We start from the raw sequence: 15421 nt of genomic DNA on the forward strand, positions 1-15421 counted from the left end.
ATGCGACGCAGCAGCCCGGGCGCCGCAAGAAGCGGGCCATATAGGTGCGCCCCACTGTAAATAACTTTTACAGCTTGTTGAATTGATTTTTATACTTAAAAGCCATTTCCAAATAACAAGACCGCCGCCTGCGGCCCGCCATTGGCGTGCGGCCATCATGGACAGGCCAACGGCTTTGACAGCTAGTGAAAACGCGAAAGACCGCCACGGCCCGCTCTGGCAAAGGTTTGCAATCGGGCACAGGTCTGCGCCGCACGGCGTGCTAATTTCAGGCCCTGTATCGAGCCTGCGGGTTTCCGCGGAAAGGAAGCATCCATGAAGACATCCATTGCCAGCGCACTGCTGTGCGCCATGCTGGGCCTGGGCGCCCTGCCTGCCCAGGCGTCGGGCCTGGGCGACTCGCTGCGCCAGGCCTCGGGCCTTGGCGGTGACAAGGCCGCCGCCAGCAGCGAAGGCGCCGGCTCCGGCCTCGGCGGCATGCTGGGCGCGGGGGCAGGCGGTGCGGGTGCGCTGTCCGCCCTGGGCCTGAGCCCCTCGGCCACGGCCGGCAATGCGGCAGGCGTCATCTCCTACTGCATGAAGAACAACTACCTCAATGCCGACAAGGCGGCCCAGGTCAAGGACCAGTTGCTGGGCAAGCTGGGCATGCAAAAGCAGGAAGAGCCCAAGGACACGGGATTCCAGAACGGCCTGGGCGGCCTGGTCACTGGCTCCAACGGCAAGAGCTTCAGCATCGACAAGCTCAAGGGCGACCTCAAGGAAAAGGCCTGCGATTTCGTGCTGAACAACGCAAAAAGTCTTATTTGATCCCCCTGAGGCGCTGCGCGCCTTCCCCCTGAGGGGGACGACACCCTCGGTGCGGGGCGGCCCTTCCTCGGTGTCCCTGGGTTTAGGGCGCGCCAGTTTCGCCTTTTAGTTGACTATGCCAAGGATCCACTTGGCCTGCGCACCTGGGCCATGCAGGCTCCCGCAGCTTGCGGGACAATGCCTGCTCTTTTTGCAGCACCCCACGCCAGCCCCTCATGCAAGCCACGCGCATCATTGCCATCCGCCACGGAGAAACCGCCTGGAATGTGGACGCCCGCATCCAGGGCCATCTGGACATTCCTCTGAACGACATGGGACTTTGGCAGGCCGCCCAGGCCGGCAAGGCCCTGGCGGGTGAGCCGGTAGCCGCCATCTACAGCAGCGACCTTCTGCGTGCCTATGTCACGGCCGAGGCCGTGGCCGCAAGCACGGGGGCGACGCTGACGGCCGACAAGGGCCTGCGCGAGCGCTGCTTCGGCAGCTTCGAGGGCCAGACCTTCAGCGATATCGAGGCGTCCCACCCGGAAGATGCGCTGCGCTGGCGCAAGCGCGATCCCGAGTTCGTGCCCGCTGGCGGCGGCGAGTCGCTGCTGATGCTGCGCGACCGCATCTCGGCCACGGTGAACCGGCTGGCCAGTGGCCATCCCGGCGAGCAGATCGTGATCGTGGCGCATGGCGGCGTGATGGATGTGCTCTACCGCCTGGCCACGCACCAGGAAGTGCAGGCGCCCCGCACCTGGGCGCTGGGCAACGCGGCCATCAACCGCCTGCTGTGGACGCCCCAGGGCCTGGGCCTGGTCGGCTGGGGCGATGTGCAGCACCTGGAAGGCGGTGCGCGCGACGAGGTTTTCAGCTAAGCACCCGCATGGGGAAGGGCGCCGCAGCGCACCTCCCCGCCACTTGTCGCTTACCAGTTGTCGTCGTCCTTCTTGCCGACCGGGGCATCGGCCTCCTTGGCGGGCGATGCCGCGCGGCGTGCTGCGGGCGGTTGTGCAGCACGGGCCGGTGCGGCCTGGGGCTCAGCGGCCGCGGCCGTATCACCTGATGCAGCCTGTGCAGCCAGCACGGGCGCGGCGGATGCCTTCAGCACCTCACGCACCTGCAGCCCGCCCGGTGGCAGGTCTTCCATGCCGCCGCGCATGTTCTCCAGGTGGCCGTAGGAGAGGTTGGGGGTCACGCGATCGACCACCAGTTCGCAGCACGGTGACTCCAGGCGCCCCAGGCTTTGCCCGGTCTGCGGGTCCTTCATCTCCTTGCCCATGGCCACCACCTGGTAGCGCGCGCCCTCCTTCACGGCCTGGCCGCCCTGGCTCAGCACCACGCTTTCGCCATCGCGGGCGACCACGGTCAGCGGAAAGGTGCGCTGCAGGATGGAGCTGACCACGCCGGCGACCAGCGCATCGCTCATGTCGGTCATGACCTTGTTGCCATCCACGCCCGCGCCCAGCGTGGTCGGTGCCGTGGAAGGGACGGAGCCGCGCAGCGAATCCGAGGCCGTGACCTGGCGCGTGGCCACGTTCACCAGCTTCTGCGACAGGGCCCAGCCGCCTGAGTAGCTCACCAGTTGGCGGTCGCTGGTCTTGAGCTGGCGGGCATGGCGGTTGTAGGCAAAGCTGCTGACGCGGGCGCTCCACACCAGATCGGCGCTGGCGGCCTGGGACAGCTTGGCCAACTCGGCGCTGGGCGCCTGGCCCGTGGCGATGATGGCCAGTTCCTGCTCGATCTCGGGGCTGAATTCGCGGTCCAGCACGGCAAAGCGGCCTGTCTGCACCAGGGCGTCGCTGATGCGTTGCCTCAGCGTTGCACCCACCTCGGCGGCGGAGACGCTGCGGTCGCCCATGGGCAGCGAGGCCTGCTCGAAGCGCACCGGCCCCACAACGACCTTGATCTTCTGCATCTCGGCCGAAGGCTTGAACTTGGAAATGTTGGCCTTGATGGTGTACTTGTAGCGTTTGGCCCAAGGCTTGGGTTCCTCCAGATCCACCACCTGGACCGACTGGATGACGCCACCGGACTTTTGCTTGACCACCTCGGCGAAGGCGCTGGCGCGCAGCGAGGCGGCGTCCTGCCCCAGCGCCACATCCAGACCGTACTTGGCCGTGACCGAGGCGGACTGGATCACGGCGCCATTGACCTGCAGCAGCGCCATCTGCAGCGCCTGCGCCATGGCTTCGCCAGGGGACTGGCCCAGACCGATGACCTGGACCTCGACGGTCTCCAGCCTGCCCACGTCGGGCACGGGCGGGGCGACGCTTTGGGGTTGTTCAGGCGCGTCGGTCCTGGGCTGCTCGGATGGCTTGTCGCCACAGCCGGACATGGCGGCGCAGGCAGCCACGACGGCCGCAATGATGCGGGTACGCATAGAAAGTGCTCCTTGCCTGTACCGGATCACAGCTTGAGCGTGCCCAGCGCGGCCGTGGCGTCGGCCGCATTGGCCGGCACCTCGATGTCGTTGGCCCGCGCGAAGGCAATGGCCGTCTGCACGGTGCTGAACAGGTCGGAGGCCGAGCCGGGGAACTTGGACACCACCCAGGCCGCGGAGGTGAGCTTGGTCAGCTGCATGGGGTTGGCGCTTTGCAGGCTCTTGCCCATGACCGATACATCCTTGCCCATGCCGGCGTACTTCACGCTGCCGTTGACCAGGTGCACCAGCCCCTCGGCGAAGGTGGCCTTGGAGGCGGCATCGAGCACGGGCTTCTTCGCCATGGACTCGGCAATCGCGCCGCTGGTGTCGGAGACCACCTTGTTGCCATCGCCCAGCGCGCCGATGGTCGCGCCGTCACCCAGGCTGTCCGCCGTGCTGGCGGCGCTGGCGGCCTGCTCCTTCAGGCCCAGGGCCGTGGCCATCTTGGCATTGGCGCTGAGCACCTCCTTGCTGGCGCCCACATAGCTGCGCACCAGTGCGTCGCCCTGGCCGGCCACGTCGGCAGAGCCGCTGCCGCCCATGAGCTTGCCGACACCCGGGATGGAGGGCATGGAGAACTGGGCCTGTGTCAGGGCGGGGCTGGCCATGGCGGCGGCAACGGCGACGGTGGTGAAGAGCTTTTTCATGGAGATGGACTCGGGTTGCAGCAGTCCGTGAACGCGGACGGCGAAGATAAAAACGAGGTAGGCGTGGAAAACGTGGAAAGCGAAAGAACGGAAAAAAGGTCCGGCTGCATGGCAGCCGGACCTTGGAAGCCGCAGCGCTCAGCGCAGGCCCAGATTGGTGACCTGGCTGGTGAGATCGCGGGCCGCGTTGTTGGCGGCCAGCTTCAGCGCGTTGTTGCGCGCCTCATCCTCGGACGGACCCATGCCCGCGTACAGCACGGGGCCGACGGCGGCAATCGTGTCGGGAATGGTCTGGGCGATGTCCAGGATCTTGGCGTTGACCGTCACGCTCACGCGCATCAGGCCGGTCTGGGGGTCGGGCTCGCCCATGCCCACATCCAGCGTGCCCAGGGCGATGTAGGGAATCTGTGCCGTGCGCATGCCGGCCACCATGGCCGCCAGCGTCGAGGGCTGCAGGTCCATGCCGCTCTTGTAGTCGTTCTCCACGGCCGCGACCTTGAAGTGGCCGCCCGTGTAGGGCTCCACCAGGGCAGCCTCTGACACCTTGAAGCCGGCCTTGGCGAAGTTGGAGAAAAAGACCTGGGACAGGTTGGCGCTGGGGATCACGCGCCAGGTGGACTCGGCCGAGCGGCGCGTCGTGCTGCCGCCGGTTTCGGAAGTGCGGCTGCTCTTGACCGAGGCGGTGCCCGAGGTCGCCGTGGAGGCATTCGTGCTGATGCGTCCGCCACGGATGGATTCACCCTCGCTGCCCTTTTCGGAAGCGCTGACCTGGGCCTTGACGTCCTCGGTCTCGTCCACGCGCTTGTAGACGCGGTCATCGAAGGACTTGGTCGTGGCCACCTGGCGCGAGACGAACATGAAGGCCAGCGGCGACCGGCCTGCAGGACCGGCCTTGACCACGGCAGAGTTGGCCTTGACGGCATTGCGCAGATTGGCCACGTTCAGCGCCACGCGCACGGAGACCGTGTACTGCTTTCTGTCGGCGTTGTCCTCTTCGCTGAGCACGGTGTGCTCAAGGATGTAGCGATCGGGGTTGGCCAGGATCTTGTCGCGCACGGCGTCGAAATTCTCGGCCTCCGACTGGCCGGCTTCGGCGTAGTAGAACTCCACGGCCTTGAGCTGGGCCGCCATCAGCGCACGCTCCTTGTCCTGCGGGCTGACCTTTGAATCCTGGTAGCTGACCGAGGCCTTGCCGCGTGCCTGCTGCACCTGCGCGCCCGCACCGGCCGCGAACAGCGCCATGGAAAGGCACAGGAGGATTTTCTGGATTACTTGCATAGATTCATCAGGTCTTTTGTTTTGACAATTTGCGCTTCGATGTCGCTCTCGGCAGCAGCCGACTTGAGCCAGTCATTGCCCCGTCCAGCCGCCACCGTCTCGGCCAGCTTCACGAAAAGGCCGTTGAGCGAGTCATAGAACGCCGGAAAATCATCGACATGGGTTTGCGTGGAAGGCACCACCTTCACTTCCGCGTTCTTCAGCGAGGCGCCGAGAAACACCGGTCCATTGGGTTCCTGGATGCGCATATCGGCAAAGGTGCCGTAGACATAGCTGGTGCCGGCGCTGGATTCCTTGAACTTGAGCTTCTTGAATCCCTTGAAATCGACGCTGATGGCGTAGTCGGCACTGGGCAGCTGCAGCGTGTAGACCTCTCCATCAAGCACCTGCATGCGCATCACATTGCCCACGGCATAGCCCATGGCAAAAGGAATGATGGGCACACCAATGCGGCTGGAAATGGCCTCGCCCACGATATCGGCGGCCCAGGTCTTGTGCACCTGCGGGTCCTGCAGATAGCCGGGCAGCATCTCGGCCATGGCGGCGGGAATCTGGATATCGGTGACCTGCAGGAAACGCGGAGTCTGCGAGGGCACGGTGGCCGTGGCCAGCACCTGGGCAAAACGGCCGAAGATGCCGGGCTTGCCTCCCGCGCCTTCGTATACCTTGGTCACGCGCTCCATGATTTCCTCTTGCGACGGCTCGTGGCGCAGGTTGTCGATGAAGGCAAAGCTCAGTGGATACGAACGCACCGCCGTCATGGACTTGAAATCGAAAAACAGGGCCTGCCCACGAATCAGGATGAACAGCTTGCGCACGCCGCCAAAGCTTTCCACGGAGACCGTCTCGGAATTGAGCACCAGAGAAACCACCAGGGCCTGGTCGCGCCCCTTGAGCTCATCGATGGGATTGGTGGATATCTGCAGATGCTGTGCAGGCGCCTGCTGCACGAATGCCAGTGCCCGCGCATAGGCACTGTGTCCGGCGGCCTTCAGGCGGCTCTCATACTGCTTTGAATAAGGGAATCGCTGCTGCTGCGAACTGGCGTCGCCCGAATAGGCGACTCCCGCAAAAGTGACATTGGGCCGGTCCTCGGCCATTGCAGCACCCGACGCTGCAAGCGCAAAAAGCCAGAGCCATGCCATGGCCCGGCGCATGATTTTCTCCACCCCCACACCGCCCCCTTAAAAATGTAAGCGGAGGGTAACAGATTTCACACACCAATACGTGGCACTCGGCGCACAAAGGCGACTGCAGACAATGCCGCCGATTTCGCCGGCCCTGTCTTCATTCAATGGAAAAAAGCGGTCACCCGCTGACCGTCAGCGCGGCCTATTCCACCTGGATATTGGCGGACTTGACGATCTGCGTGTAGCTCGCCTTTTCCTTCTTCAGGAATTGGGCGAACGTGGCCGGCGTGCCCGAGCCGGGCGTGGCACCACTGTCCTGCAGGCGCTTGCGGACCTCGGGCAGCTTCAGCACCTCGGCCAGTTCGGCGGCCAGGCGGCTGACCACGGGTTCGGGCGTGCGGGCGGGGGCGAACAGGCCGGTCCAGGCTTCCAGCTCGAAGCCCTTGAGATCGGGCGCCTCCGCAAAGCTCATGACCTCGGGAATCACATCGATGCGCTGTGCCGAGGTCACGCCCACGCCTTCCAGCTTTTTCTGCTGTACCAGCGGCGTGGCGCCGGTGGTCATCAGAATGCCCAGATCGACCTGGCCGCCCATGACCTCGCTGGTCACCTGGGCCACGCCGCGATAGGGCACATGGACCAGGCGGATGCGGGCGCGCTCCTGCAGCCGTTCCATGGCCAGGTGCAGCACCGTTCCCACGCCCGGCGTGGCATAGGTCAGCGCGCCGGGCCGGGCGCGGGCCATGCTGATCAGCTCGTTGAGGTTGTGCACCGGCAGGCCCGGGCGGGCCACGATCACCATGGGCGCCGCGGTGACCAGACCCACGGGAGCCAGATCACGCTCGGCGTCATAGCGCACCGAGGAGTTCACCAGTTGCGCAATGCTCACCGGCCCGTCAAAGCCCAGCAGCAGCGTATAGCCATCGGCGTGCGAGCGCGCCACCTTGCTCACGCCCAGCACGCCGCCCGAGGCCGGCACGTTGTCCACCACCACCGACTGGTGCAGCCGCGCACCCAGCTTTTCGGCGATCAGCCGCGCCGTGGCGTCCACATCGCTGCCCGCGCCAAAGGGCACGATCAGGGTGATGGGCCCGGCTGCCGGCCAGGGCTTGCCCGCGCCCGGCGCGGCATGGGCGGCGGGTGCAGCGGCAAGGGCCACAGCCAGTGAGGCGGCAGCCGATAGCAGGGAGCGGCGGGACAAGGGCATGGGGCTTGGGCATGCAAGGCGCATGCCGGCAAAGGCGGTGCGGGCTGGCGATGGCCTGCAGGGCAAGCACGTCCAGCGCGTGGAAAGCGGGCGATTCTGCCATAGGGCGCAATTTTCCTGCCACGCGCCTGCCATGAAGCCCCATTTATTGCAATCCGTTTCAACCCTTGTGATTCCGTGTCCTAGGGTTCACGCCTAAGGCGCCGCACAACGGCCCTGTCCAGAATTGGCAGGCCATGATGCCCTCACCCAGCCAAATCATCGTCTTCGCCACGCCGGCCTTTTTGCTGCTGATCGCGCTGGAATGGGGCGTGAGCCTGTGGCGCGGGCGCAATGCCTACCGGCTGGCCGATGCCGTCAGCTCCATCAGCCTGGGCATGCTCAGCCAGACCAGCGCCGTCTTCACCCAGCTGCTGCGCATAGGTCTGTACACACTGGCCTTCGATCATGTGGCGCTGTGGCGCAACGACGCCTTCTGGACCAGCATTCCCGGCTGGCTGCTGGCCCTGCTGCTCTACGACTTCTGCTACTACTGGCTGCACCGCATGGGCCATGAGGTGGCCGTGCTGTGGGCAGCCCACGCCGTGCACCACCAGAGCCAGGACTACAACCTGTCGACGGCGCTGCGCCAGACCAGCTCGGGCGCGCTGCTGGGCTGGCTGTTCTACCTGCCCATGGCGCTGGCCGGCGTGCCGCCGCTGGTGTTTGCCATCGTGGGCCTGATCGATCTGCTCTACCAGTTCTGGGTCCATACCGAGCAGGTGCGGCGCCTGGGCTGGTTCGACCGCTGGTTCTGCGCGCCCAGCAACCACCGCGTGCACCACGCCGTCAATGACTGCTACCTGGACAGGAACTACGGCGGCATCCTCATCGTCTGGGACCGCATGTTCGGCACCTTCAAGCCCGAGGACGACAGCGAGCCCTGTGTCTACGGCACGCGCGGCCTGCTGCAAAGCTGGGATCCGCTGTGGGCCAACGCCGTGGTGTACCGGCAACTCATCCATGACAGCTGGCATGCGCGGCGCTGGAGCGACAAGCTGCGCGTCTGGCTCAAGCCGCCCGGATGGCGCCCTGCCGATGTGGCGCAGCGCTTTCCCAGGCCGGCCTTCGACCTGGACGCGCACCGCGTGCTCTACGCACCGGGGATGGAGCGCGGCCTGCGCTGGTTTGCAGGCCTGCAGTTCGTGGCGCTGATCGCCGGGGTGTCGCTGTTTCTCTGGCATGCCGACCAGTCCTCGACGGCCCGCAATGCACTGTGGTTTGCCGTGCTGCTGGCTTGCCAATGGGCGCTGGGCGCAGCCATGCAGGGGCGCATCAGCCTGTGGCTGGCACTGGCCATTGAGGCCGGCGCACTGGCCACCGCCACCGCCGCGCTGGACATGCTGCACTGGCACTGGCTGTTCAAGCCGCTGACTATGGTCTTTGCGCTGATCGCCGTCATGCAGCTGTGGCGCGGCAGCACGGCCTTCTCGGCACTGGCGAAACCCGCGCGCGGCGCCTGCTGGCTGGCCGCGGCACTGGCGGCATCCCTGGCGGGCGACGTGTTCCTGATGCTGCCCGATCTGTTCATCCCGGGCCTGGCCAGCTTCCTGCTCGCCCACCTGGCCTATATCGTGCTGCTGCGCCAGGATGCGCCCTGGTTTGCACACCGGCCCTCGCTGGCCGCCACGCTGGCCCTGGGCGCGGGCATGTATGCCGTGCTCTGGCAGGGCGGCCTGCCCGCCGCGCTGCGCCTGCCCGTGGCCGCCTATGTGCTGGTCATTGCGCTGATGGCGGCGCAGGCCCTGGGCCGCGCGCGGCATCTGGGCGGCAAGGCGGCCTGGCAGGTGGCCATGGGTGCCTGCTTCTTCATGGCCAGCGACTCGCTGCTGGCCATCAACCGATTTGTGCAGCCCTTCGACGGCGCGCAAGCCGGCGTGCTGTCCACCTACTATGCGGCGCAGCTGCTGATCGTGCAGGGCTGGCTGGCCCGTGGCGCATCGACATCAGGGTTGACCCGAAGCAGCTCGCAAGGCACAATCGAGGGATCGCATTTTCAGGAGTCCTCCGTGGACAGTGCCAGTTCAACCAGTGACAAACAGCGCGCCGCAATGGCTTCGCTGCTGGCTGACTGACCGACTCCTGTGATGGGAGCGGCCATGTCGGTCGGCTTCCATCCATTGCTGCGTTTCCCCTTGGATCTTCGCGCCGCCCGGCGCTGCAGTGGCGCTTGGCATGCATCAGGCACGCCGCTCCTGCACCGAAGATTCCAATGGCTGTTGATCACTGACCGCGTGCCCGTGTGGCTGCCATCGAGCAGCGCCCGGCCCACGCTGCTTGACGGCCCTGCCTACGGCGGTCTTCCTGGTTCGCCAAGGAGAAAGCCATGTCCACACCGTTCGTCCGCCCCGCAATGCAACGCCTGCAGCCTGCCACTGCCGCGCCCTGCCCCGGCGCCACCGGCACGCGCGTGGCTGCCTCCCAGGCAGCAATGCAGGCCAAGGCACAGGCACAGATGCAAGCCCAGGCCCCTTCGGCCATGGAGCACGCCATGCACCTGGACCTGCAGACCCACTGGCCCACGCACCGCATCCGCAGCTTTCTGAGCCTGCAGCCGCGCTGAGCGCGCCGCCCGCCTTGTCCGTCCCCTCGTCAGAAAGGAGCTCCCCCATGGACCCCGATCCGAGTCGATCTTGCCCTGACCCCTCCGATACGGTCCGGCCGCACATGCCTGCGGCCCTTCCGCCTCATCCCAAGGCCCCGGCCGGGAGACCCGCGCACGTCCATTGACGGATAGGTGCCGGGCTTCTTTCGGCCGCAACGAAAGAAGCCCGCCATGCAACACGTCATCACCGCGCTGCGCACCCTGCCCGCAGCCACGCCGGCCGCCACACGCGCCAGCCACACCTCCCGCGCCAGCACCCTGCAGCTGGCCCTGCAAGCCGCCATTGCGGCACGCCATACCGGACAACTGCACGCCCTGCTGCAGCAACACGGCCCCGATCTCTTCGCCCACGCCCTTGTGGCGCTCACGCAGCGCCAGCAGGCCGACGTCCTGTCCCTGCTGGCGGCGCAGGAGCGCGCCGAGGTCTACCGCCACCTGCCTGCCCATGCGCGGCGCCAATGGCTGCAGTCAGCCACCGTGACCCGCCCGCCGCTGAGCCGCCGCCTGCTGTGCGCCTGCCAGCGCAACTGGCACTGGCTGCGCGCCACCCTTCGTTCGAGCCAGGCCTGAGCCGCCAGGGAGGTCACCATGAAAAGCCTCAAGCACCTGTTCCAGGCGTTTCTGCGCAGCCGCCATGCCCTGGGGCTGTTCCGGCGCAATGCCCTGCCCTCGGGCACGGCCGTGCACCACTCGCGCTCGGTATCGCCGACCCTCACGCGCGAGCTGCTGCGCGCCTCGCGCGATGACATTGCCGCCGTGCTGGCGCGCACCGGCTCCAGCGAGGACGGCCTGACCCGCGAGCAGGCCCGCGCCGCGCTCGCACGTCTCGGCCCCAACGAGGTCGAGCACGAAAAGCCGCTGCCCGGCTGGCTGCACCTGTGGTACTGCTACCGCAATCCCTTCAACCTGCTGCTGACGCTGCTGGCCGTGGTCTCCTACGCCACCGAGGACATGAAGGCCACGGTCGTCATCGCCTCCATGGTGCTGCTGTCCACGCTGCTGCGCTTTGTGCAGGAAGGCCGCTCCAACCGCGCCGCCGCGCGGCTCAAGGCCATGGTCAGCAGCACGGCCACGGTGCTGCGCCGCAATGGCGGCCCCACGGCGCCGGCAGATGCCGACTCCGCAGACGCCCCGCACAGCGGCTTCGGCCAGCAGGCGCGCCGCTACGAGGTGCCACTGCGCGAGGTCGTGCCCGGCGACTTCGTGGTGCTGTCGGCCGGGGACATGATCCCTGCCGACTGCCGCGTGCTCAGCGCCAAGGACCTGTTCGTGAGCCAGTCCGCCATGACCGGCGAATCCCTGCCCGTGGAAAAGCGCGCCGACGCCAGTGCATCGAATGGCACTGGCGTGCTGGATGCCAGCAACCTGCTGTTCATGGGCACCAACGTGGTCTCGGGCACGGCGCTGGCCGTGGTGCTGGCCACGGGCAACCGCAGCTATTTCGGCACCATTGCCACGCGGGTGACCTCCAACGACCGCGCGCCCACGGCCTTCGAGACCGGGGTCAACAGCGTCAGCTGGCTGCTGATCCGCTTTGCGGCGGTGATGGTGCCCGTGGTGCTGTTCATCAACGGCTACACCAAGGGCGACTGGGCCGAGGCCTTCCTGTTCGCGCTGTCCGTGGCCGTGGGCCTGACGCCCGAGATGCTGCCCATGATCGTGACCTCCACCCTGGCCAAGGGCGCCGTGGTGCTGTCGCGCCGCAAGGTCGTGGTCAAGCGGCTGGACGCCATCCAGAACTTCGGTGCCATGGACGTGCTGTGCACCGACAAGACCGGCACGCTGACCCAGGATCGCATCGTGCTGGAGCGGCACACCGACGCCTTCGGCCAGCCCTGCGACGAGACGCTGCGCTTCGCCTACCTCAACAGCCACTACCAGACGGGCCTGAAGAACCTGCTCGACCATGCCGTGCTGGAACACGTGGAGCTGCACACCCAGATGCGCCTGGCCGAGGACTACCGCAAGGTCGATGAGATCCCCTTCGACTTCGAGCGCCGCCGCATGTCCGTGGTGGTGGCCGAGCGCAACCACCACCACGAGCTGATCTGCAAGGGCGCGGTCGAGGAAATCCTGGGCGCCTGCACCCGGCTGCGCGAAGGCGACGGCACGCGCCCGCTGGACGAGGAGCAGCTGGCCCGCGTGCGCCGCGTGACGCGCGAGCTCAACCGCGAGGGCCTGCGCGTGGTCGCCGTGGCCATGAAGGAAGTGCCGCCGCACAAGAGCGACTACGGCGTGGCCGACGAGTCGGAGCTGACCCTGATCGGCTACATCGCCTTCCTGGACCCACCGAAGGAAACCACGGCCGAGGCGCTGGCCGCCCTGGCCGCGCACGGCGTGGCCGTCAAGCTGCTGACCGGCGACAACGAACTGGTGGCCGCCAAGGTCTGCCGCGATGTGGGGCTGCCCGCAGACCGCATCGTCCTGGGCACGCAGATCGAGCACATGAACGACGAGATGCTGCGCCAGACAGTGGAACGACACCAGCTGTTCGCCCGGCTCACGCCGCTGCACAAGGAGCGCATCGTGCATGCGCTGCGCGCCAACGGCCACATCACCGGCTTCATGGGCGACGGCATCAACGACGCACCGGCCCTGCGCGCGGCCGACATCGGCATCAGCGTGGACAGCGCCGTGGACATCGCCAAGGAAGCGGCCGACATCATCCTGCTGGAAAAAAGCCTGATGGTGCTGGAGCAGGGCGTGATCGAGGGCCGGCGCACCTTCAGCAACATGCTGAAGTACATCCGCATGACGGCCAGCTCCAACTTCGGCAACGTGTTCTCGGTGATGGTGGCCTCGGCCTTCATCCCCTTCCTGCCCATGCTGCCGCTGCACCTGCTGGTGCAGAACCTGCTGTACGACCTCTCACAGATCGCCATCCCCTTCGACAACGTGGACGACGAACTGGTGCGCCAGCCGCTGCGCTGGAACCCGGCCGACCTGGGCCGCTTCATGGTGTTCTTCGGGCCCATCAGCTCGCTGTTCGACATCCTGACCTTCGCGCTGATGTGGTTCGTCTTCGCCGCCAACACGCCTGAGCAGCAGACGCTGTTCCAGTCGGGCTGGTTCGTCATCGGGCTGCTCACGCAGACGCTGATCGTGCACATGATCCGCACGCCCAAGATCCCCTTCCTGCAAAGCCGCCCGTCCTGGCCGCTGCTGCTGGCCACGGCGGCCGTGATGGCGGCCGGCATCTTCCTGCCGATGGGGCCGCTGGCCGGCTACTTCAAGCTGCAGGCGCTGCCGGCGGCCTACTTCCCGTGGATGATTGCCATATTGCTGGGCTACGCTTGCCTGGCCACGCTGCTCAAGCGTGTCTACATCCGCCGCTACGGCTGGCAGTGACGCACCCTCCAACCCATTCACCAGGAAAGCCCGGAACCCCATGCAGGCCCTGCAGAACCTCAACCCCGGCGCCATGCTGGACACCTTCGTCAGCCTGACCACGGCCTTCGTGTTCGGCGCCCTCATCGGCCTGGAGCGCCAGGTGCGCCAGCGCACGGCGGGGCTGCGCACCAACACCCTGGTCGCCGTGGGCGCGGCCGTCTTCGTGGACCTGGCCGTGCGCCTGGGCGGGGCCGAGGGCGCCACGCGCGTGGTGGCCTACGTGGTCTCGGGCGTGGGCTTCCTGGGCGCGGGCGCCATCATGAAGGAAGGGGCCAACATCACCGGGCTGAACACGGCGGCCACGCTGTGGGGCTCGGCCGCCGTGGGCGCCTGCGCGGGCGCCAGCCTGGTGGCCGAGGCGGGCCTGGCTACGCTGTTCGTGCTGGCCAGCAATACCTTGCTGCGCCCCGTGGTCAACCGCATCAACCGCCGCCCGGTGGATGACGAATCCACGGAGTCGACCTACTACGTCTACGCCATCTGCCACCGCGGCGCCCAGGGCGATGTGCGCGAGCAGATGCTGGAGCTGCTGGAGAACGCCAGCTACCCCGTGCGCGGCGTGGAAACCCATGCCTTCGGCCCGCAGGACACGGAGATCGAGGCCATGCTCTACGCCACCTCGGTGGACTCAGACGAGCTGGACCGCGTGATCGCCGCCATCGAGGCCCTGCCCGGCGTGCTGCAGGCCTTCTGGAACGCCGGCACGGAAGAATGAGTAGGGGTATCACGCAGTCCTAGATCTAGGACACCGAGGAAGGGCCGCCCCGCACCGAGGGTGTCGTCCCACTCCCGCGAAGCGAGAGAGGGGGAAGCGGCACAGCCGCTCAGGGGGTGTCTTTTTCTGGCACCGGCAACCCGAGATGGCGGTACGCCGCCTGGGTCGCCATGCGCCCGCGCGGCGTGCGCTGCAAAAAGCCCTGCTGGATCAGGTAGGGCTCGATGACATCCTCGATGGTGCCCGCCTCCTCGCCGATGCTGGCCGCGATGTTGTCCAGGCCCACGGGGCCGCCGTCGAAGCGGTGCACCACGGCCTCCAGCAGCTTGCGGTCCATGATGTCGAAGCCCTGGGGATCGACATCGAGCATGGCCAGCGCGCGGTCGGCCAGCTCGCGCGTGATGCTGCCGTCGCCGCGCACATCGGCATAGTCGCGCACGCGGCGCAGCAGGCGGTTGGCAATGCGTGGCGTGCCGCGCGAGCGGCGCGCGATCTCGAAGGCGCCCTCGTCATCGATGGGCGCGTTCAACAGGCCTGCACTGCGCCGCACGATGCGCGCCAGCTCCTCGGCCGTATAGAACTCCAGCCGCGCCACGATGCCGAAGCGGTCGCGCAGCGGGTTGGTCAGCATGCCCGCGCGCGTGGTCGCGCCCACCAGCGTGAACGGCTGCAGGTCCAGCTTGATGGAGCGCGCCGCCGGCCCCTCGCCGATCATGATGTCGATCTGGTAGTCCTCCAGCGCCGGGTAGAGGATTTCCTCGACCACGGGCGACAGGCGGTGGATCTCGTCGATGAACAGCACATCGTTGGCTTCGAGGTTGGTCAGCAGCGCCGCCAGGTCCTTGGGCTTTTCCAGCACGGGGCCGCTGGTCTGGCGCAGATTCACGCCCAGCTCGGCCGCGATGATGTGCGACAGCGTGGTCTTGCCCAGGCCCGGCGGGCCGAACAGCAGCACATGGTCCAGCGCCTCATTGCGCTTTCGGGCCGCGCCGATGAAGATCTCCAGTTGCTCGCGCGCCTTGGCCTGGCCCACGTACTCCTGCAGCAGCTTGGGGCGCAGCGCGCGCTCCATGGCCTCTTCCCCGCGCGAGACCGGCGCTGCCGAAATCATGCGCGGCTTGTCCGGTGCCTTGTCTGGCGGGAAGCCGCCCTGCGCAAAGCCGCCCTGCCCGAAATCGTCGGTATGGATGCTCATGCGC

The 15421-nt window shown here is 67.0% G+C and carries 13 protein-coding genes; 7 read left to right on the top strand and 6 right to left on the bottom strand.

Translation table 11 applies throughout. From position 1 onward, the window contains the following. Window positions 1-315: 315 nt before the first annotated feature. Both DELCS14_RS26075 and DELCS14_RS26080 read left to right on the top strand, forming a co-directional pair. Entirely contained in the window at window positions 316-807 is a 492-nt protein-coding gene (locus DELCS14_RS26075; protein WP_013804286.1) for a DUF2501 domain-containing protein, read from the top strand. Window positions 808-1022: 215 nt separating this feature from the next. Continuing rightward, window positions 1023-1664, top strand: a complete 642-nt coding sequence (locus DELCS14_RS26080) for a histidine phosphatase family protein (protein ID WP_013804287.1) — start codon at window positions 1023-1025, stop codon at window positions 1662-1664. Window positions 1665-1714: 50 nt separating this feature from the next. Here DELCS14_RS26080 and DELCS14_RS26085 read toward each other — a convergent pair whose 3' ends face one another. From DELCS14_RS26085 to DELCS14_RS26105, 5 genes are all read right to left on the bottom strand, one after another. Then, the gene (locus DELCS14_RS26085) at window positions 1715-3169 is read right to left on the bottom strand and encodes a CsgG/HfaB family protein (RefSeq protein ID WP_013804288.1); all 1455 of its coding nucleotides are present in this window, start codon (window positions 3167-3169) and stop codon (window positions 1715-1717) included. Between the two features lie 26 nt (window positions 3170-3195). Beyond that, window positions 3196-3858: a hypothetical protein gene (locus DELCS14_RS26090; RefSeq protein ID WP_012203166.1), complete on the bottom strand. Its 663-nt coding sequence runs from the start codon at window positions 3856-3858 to the stop codon at window positions 3196-3198. 138 nt (window positions 3859-3996) lie between these two features. Then, the gene (locus DELCS14_RS26095; protein WP_013804289.1) at window positions 3997-5136 is read right to left on the bottom strand and encodes a hypothetical protein; all 1140 of its coding nucleotides are present in this window, start codon (window positions 5134-5136) and stop codon (window positions 3997-3999) included. After that, window positions 5127-6281 carry a hypothetical protein gene (locus DELCS14_RS26100; RefSeq protein WP_228676823.1) on the bottom strand — a complete coding sequence of 385 codons (1155 nt, stop codon included), beginning with the start codon at window positions 6279-6281 and terminating at the stop codon, window positions 5127-5129. The genes DELCS14_RS26095 and DELCS14_RS26100 overlap by 10 nt, the downstream gene beginning before the upstream one ends. A 187-nt stretch (window positions 6282-6468) precedes the next feature. Then, window positions 6469-7473 carry a tripartite tricarboxylate transporter substrate-binding protein gene (locus DELCS14_RS26105; RefSeq protein ID WP_013804291.1) on the bottom strand — a complete coding sequence of 335 codons (1005 nt, stop codon included), beginning with the start codon at window positions 7471-7473 and terminating at the stop codon, window positions 6469-6471. A 239-nt stretch (window positions 7474-7712) separates the two neighbouring features. Between DELCS14_RS26105 and DELCS14_RS26110 the strand changes: the two genes are divergently transcribed. The 5 genes from DELCS14_RS26110 (at window position 7713) to DELCS14_RS26130 (ending at window position 14222) form a co-directional block, all read left to right on the top strand. Beyond that, window positions 7713-9587 carry a lysoplasmalogenase family protein gene (locus tag DELCS14_RS26110; RefSeq protein WP_013804292.1) on the top strand — a complete coding sequence of 625 codons (1875 nt, stop codon included), beginning with the start codon at window positions 7713-7715 and terminating at the stop codon, window positions 9585-9587. A gap of 251 nt (window positions 9588-9838) precedes the next feature. Next, window positions 9839-10075, top strand: coding sequence for a hypothetical protein (locus DELCS14_RS26115; RefSeq protein ID WP_012203161.1), 237 nt, complete (start codon window positions 9839-9841; stop codon window positions 10073-10075). Between the two features lie 213 nt (window positions 10076-10288). Further along, complete coding sequence (locus DELCS14_RS26120) at window positions 10289-10687, top strand: hypothetical protein (protein ID WP_013804293.1); 399 nt, start codon at window positions 10289-10291, stop codon at window positions 10685-10687. Window positions 10688-10705: 18 nt separating this feature from the next. Next, complete coding sequence (mgtA, locus tag DELCS14_RS26125) at window positions 10706-13465, top strand: magnesium-translocating P-type ATPase (protein WP_013804294.1); 2760 nt, start codon at window positions 10706-10708, stop codon at window positions 13463-13465. A 40-nt stretch (window positions 13466-13505) separates the two neighbouring features. Continuing rightward, window positions 13506-14222, top strand: coding sequence for an MgtC/SapB family protein (locus tag DELCS14_RS26130; RefSeq protein WP_012203158.1), 717 nt, complete (start codon window positions 13506-13508; stop codon window positions 14220-14222). A gap of 109 nt (window positions 14223-14331) precedes the next feature. Here the strand turns inward: DELCS14_RS26130 and ruvB are convergent, their stop codons facing one another. Then, window positions 14332-15417 (bottom strand): Holliday junction branch migration DNA helicase RuvB, encoded by a 1086-nt coding sequence (gene ruvB, locus DELCS14_RS26135; RefSeq protein ID WP_013804295.1) that lies wholly within the window; start codon window positions 15415-15417, stop codon window positions 14332-14334. Window positions 15418-15421: the final 4 nt, after the last annotated feature.

The organism is Delftia sp. Cs1-4, from assembly GCF_000214395.1.
GTDB classification, from domain to species: domain Bacteria; phylum Pseudomonadota; class Gammaproteobacteria; order Burkholderiales; family Burkholderiaceae_C; genus Comamonas; species Comamonas acidovorans.